The organism is Vreelandella maris (assembly GCF_013371085.1).
GTDB classification, from domain to species: Bacteria; Pseudomonadota; Gammaproteobacteria; order Pseudomonadales; family Halomonadaceae; genus Vreelandella; species Vreelandella maris.
The window spans coordinates 1-3,969 of the sequence record NZ_JABWCV010000056.1; the positions used below are offsets into that span (position 1 = coordinate 1).

3 protein-coding genes are annotated in these 3,969 nt (G+C 54.6%); all 3 read left to right on the forward strand.

Going from position 1 to position 3,969, the window contains the following annotated elements; genetic code table 11:
• The coding region (locus HUO07_RS21255) for a protein rep (RefSeq protein ID WP_176305118.1) at window positions 1-1,427 on the forward strand (1,427 nt) is incomplete at its 5' end.
• Window positions 1,428-2,352: 925 nt separating this feature from the next.
• Window positions 2,353-2,505 (forward strand): hypothetical protein, encoded by a 153-nt coding sequence (locus tag HUO07_RS21260; protein ID WP_176305119.1) that lies wholly within the window; start codon window positions 2,353-2,355, stop codon window positions 2,503-2,505.
• A gap of 478 nt (window positions 2,506-2,983) precedes the next feature.
• Window positions 2,984-3,241, forward strand: coding sequence for a hypothetical protein (locus tag HUO07_RS21265; protein WP_176305120.1), 258 nt, complete (start codon window positions 2,984-2,986; stop codon window positions 3,239-3,241).
• Window positions 3,242-3,969: the final 728 nt, after the last annotated feature.

The window sequence follows — 3,969 nt, forward strand, 5'->3', positions numbered from 1 at the left end:
CTGGTTTTGGTGGCCGCGCAGCGGGCGCCCTTGGGACATTTGCGAAATCTTCTTCACCCCCCCCCCTGAAAGCCACCAAAGCGAGCGGTGAAAAGTCGTCTGAACGCAGGCGGGAGCTGCGTTTCGAGCGCTTCGAGCTGTTGTCGGAAGGGCGTCGCCTGTTCCTGCATGAGGGTCGGCGGGCTGACCTGGCTTACTGGCACACGGTGCATCGCACGGCGGGTTGTAACTGGCTCCGCCACGGTGACGTTCAGGTGCATCAGAAAGAGGGCCGCGCTCATTATTCGGGGCTGATTCATTGTGGGTCGGTGTGGGCGTGTCCGGTCTGTTCGGCCAAAATTCAGGAGCAACGGCGGCAAGAGATCGCAACGGCGGTGGATTGGGCGTATGCCGAGGGCTTGCAGCCTGTGCTGGTCACGCTGACGTTCCCGCATCGCTCATGGCACCAGATTGATGACCTCTTGGAGCAGCAACGGGACGCGCTGACGCGCCTACGGTCGGGCAAGGCATGGCAGAAGCTCAAGGGGCGCTATGGCTTCCAGGGGCTTGTGCGGTCGCTAGAAATCACCCATGGCCAGAATGGCTGGCATCCGCACACACATGAGCTGTGGTTTATCCGCAAAGACGCTGACGCCGCAGCGTTGGCGGGCGAAGTTCGGCAGCGCTGGCGGGCCTCGTGCCAGCGGGCGGGGCTGCTTGCTGAGGGTGACGCGGGGTTTGATGAGCACGCCGTTGACGTGAAAGCCTGGTGCTCTGCCAGTGACTACCTGGCCAAGCAGGACGATAGCCGTCACTGGGGCGTCGATAGGGAGGTTGCCAAGGGCGCGGCAAAGTCAGGCAAGGGAATGCACCCGTTTGGCTTGCTACGGCGCTCCATGGATGGCTGTGATCGCTCTGGAAGGCTGTTTACGGCCTATGCTTTTGCCATGAAGGGCAAACGCCAGGTGTTCTGGTCGCACGGTCTAAAAGCGCGGGTTGGCCTCGATGAGGTCGACGATCAGGAAGCTGCCGAGGCGGTACCGGACGAAATCGAGTTCCTGGGCCAGTTAGAGCCGCAGGATTGGGCGCTGGTACGCGATCTGGGCCAGCGGGCGCAGTTACTCGACACTGCCGAAAAAGGCGGTTGGGCGGCGGTCGAGGCGCTTCTGTCGGATCTCTGGGCTACGGGCGGGAGAACACATCCTGCAGCCGTTGCCAGAAACCGCGGTTCCGGTACGCCTGAAGTTCGTTGGTTGACCGTTGATGCGCCTTCCGCGTCTGCTGTAGCTGCTCTTCCACATGGGCCAGTGATGCTTGCAGCTCCCGCTGCTGCTGCTGAGCGATTGCCAGTTGCTGCTCCGCTTGGGTTTTGCCTGCGCTTGTCTGATCAAGCTGGCGACGCAACTCGATCACTGTGCTGTGAGTGCGTGTCACTTCCTCCCGACTAGTGCTTAACATGGCCTCTATGGCCTCTACACGCTCTTTCAGGGCTGTTTGAGTCTCTGCCCGAGCGATTGCCCTTCGTTTCTCTTGCTCTTCCCAGAACGCCTCTACGGCGGCCATATCGGTGGGTATGGCCACGTTGGCGGCTTTCGCGTCGCTGTGCAGGCGGTTGATCTCGGCGGCGGTAAGCGGTGCGTGTTCAAGGTCAGGGTGTTTCTGTACCACCGCCCAAGCTCGTGACCATTGCCGCCAGGTGGACCAGGCAAGCCCGAGGCCGCCGGCATCGGTGGGTGCTTCTAGCAGCTCACGCCATGAGGTGAAGCCCAGCGCACCAATCACACTGGCGTCGATCGCTTGCTTGGTGGGGCGTCCACGGGAAAGCACTTCCGGTAGGTGCTGGCGGACGGTGGTCATGAAGTGCATCCACTGGTTTGGCACGTTTTCGGTACCCAGCGAGTTCAGCAGGTCGAGGCGTACGCGCTTGGCGGTATCGCCGTGGATATGGGAAATTTTTGCCATTTCATCACCTTTATAAATGTGTAATTGTGTATTTATTACACATTTAAACATGGCATAAATCAAAGGTATTGCAAGGTGGTTTTGGAGGATCGTTTGTATTGCTCTTTGTAATGCTTAAAACGGCCTGTAACCCGCATGGTTGAGCGGTTAGGGGTGTTGCTTGTATTGCCTTCTGTAGTACATTTGAAAAACTTTATTTTTTGAATATCGTTATAAATCATTGGTTTAGCATCCCCGAAGGGGTGCGTACTGTGTATGACTTCCACCGTTAAGGAATCACCCTCCAAAAACACGGGTAAAACGACCAGAGGGATAGGCCACCATAGGTTAAGGAGGTATCGTAGGATTCAAGCCATTTATGGCTTGGTAGAGGGCGCTTTGCGCCCAGGTAGTTGGAGCCAGGAGGTAGCTATGTTTCAGCTTATCGTGTTGATTGCTGTGGTCTGTGTGCCGATCCTGAGCCTGTTGGCCATCAAGGTGAAGATGGAACGACAGGAGCGGGAAAAGGCTCAATTGATGCAGGAAAGTGCAGCGTTGCAGGGGCTTTACGAACGTCAGTTGTAGGCAAGGTATTTCTCCCTTTTACGGGCTATGTACCATCTGTAATACGTTTTTATTTTCTGCCGGTTACGCATAATCACCCCCCTTGGTGCGCTGGATTACCCCCCTTTACGCATAATCGCACCTACTTTCCGCGCTGAATCAGTACCCTTTGGTACGCATAATCGGAACCCCTTTGGTACGCAGAATCGCATTCCCTTTGCTGCCTAAAACGAACAAGGTATCTCTCTCCGTTTGATTGTCGATGAAGGTGGCCATGTCGCTGAAAATGGGGTGATGGTGAGCGGAGCGAACGCACGCCGAACAGCGCGGCACGGGGCTGAAAGGCCATTGTTGTTGACAGCCTGCGCGGAACAGCACAAACCACAACGCCCTCATGCCAAACATGGGGTTAAGCTTGTGTAATTGATTGTTTTACTGTTATTTATTTATGGCTAGATAGCGTTGAGATTATAAGACGAGGGATAGGGAAGAGGGGTTAATGATGGGTAATAACTCAAAAATCGTCATAGCGGCGATTGTGGTTATCATCGCTATGTTTGTTTTCATGCCGGCCCAGGAGTATTTGGGCGCAGGGGCTGCTTTAGGTTTGGAATATCGTTTTATATGGGCCATGGGCCGTATTAGAGACGTGAATACTATAGAGCTCTATCAACCTCATGTGTTGCTGTTAGCTGTTCAAGTGGCGACAGTCATAGCGATCGCAGGCTTACAGATAGCGGCAAACCCCAAAAAATGATGTAGCTAGCAGCACAAACCACAACGCCCTCATGCCAAACACGGGGTTAAGCTTGGGGCGTCGTCGAGGTTTAGCGGTAGCGGGTTATTAGTCCGGTATGAGTATTCGCGTGAGCAGCACTGCTCCGATCAGGATAACTACTGTTGCTGACACACCTGTTGGGTCTGCTAGTGCTAGACCTGACATTTCCTTGTAAATTGCTATAACTGCTAGATATTTTGTTCCCATGCATATCTCCTTTTTGTTCTATGCATGGGTATTTATTAACTTCGGTATTTAAATTAACTGGGTAGTTACTGAGCCTGTAACTTACATAGCGTTTGGAAAACCCAACGGTTTAAAATTTTCTGATATGCTGTTGTTAAGCCTGAATTTCAGGCAAAGAAAAACCCCGGATCAATGGCGTTGGCGCGCCTCCCCGGGGTTCTCACTCAATACGTAGGGATATTATGAGCGACGAGACCCAGATTCTCAAGCGCTGCAAGCCCTCACAGGGCTTCGCAGATGCACATATCAGCTAAACCACCCCCAGATCAGTTACGCGCTAAGCTGCGCAGCCCTGAGCCATTTAAAGGCTTGCCAGGGCAATTTTTGCGTGCCTCAGAGGCTGGTTTTGGTGGCCGCGCAGCGGGCGCCCTTGGGACATTTGCGAAATCTTCTTCACCCCCCCCCCTGAAAGCCACCAAAGCGAGCGGTGAAAAGTCGTCTGAACGCAGGCGGGAGCTGCG

Excerpts from the sequence above, each read along its gene's own strand:
- HUO07_RS21260 (WP_176305119.1), top strand. The coding sequence starts at position 2,353 with ATGTTTCAGCTTATCGTGTTGATTGCTGTGGTCTGTGTGCCGATCCTG.
- HUO07_RS21265 (WP_176305120.1), top strand. The coding sequence starts at position 2,984 with ATGATGGGTAATAACTCAAAAATCGTCATAGCGGCGATTGTGGTTATC.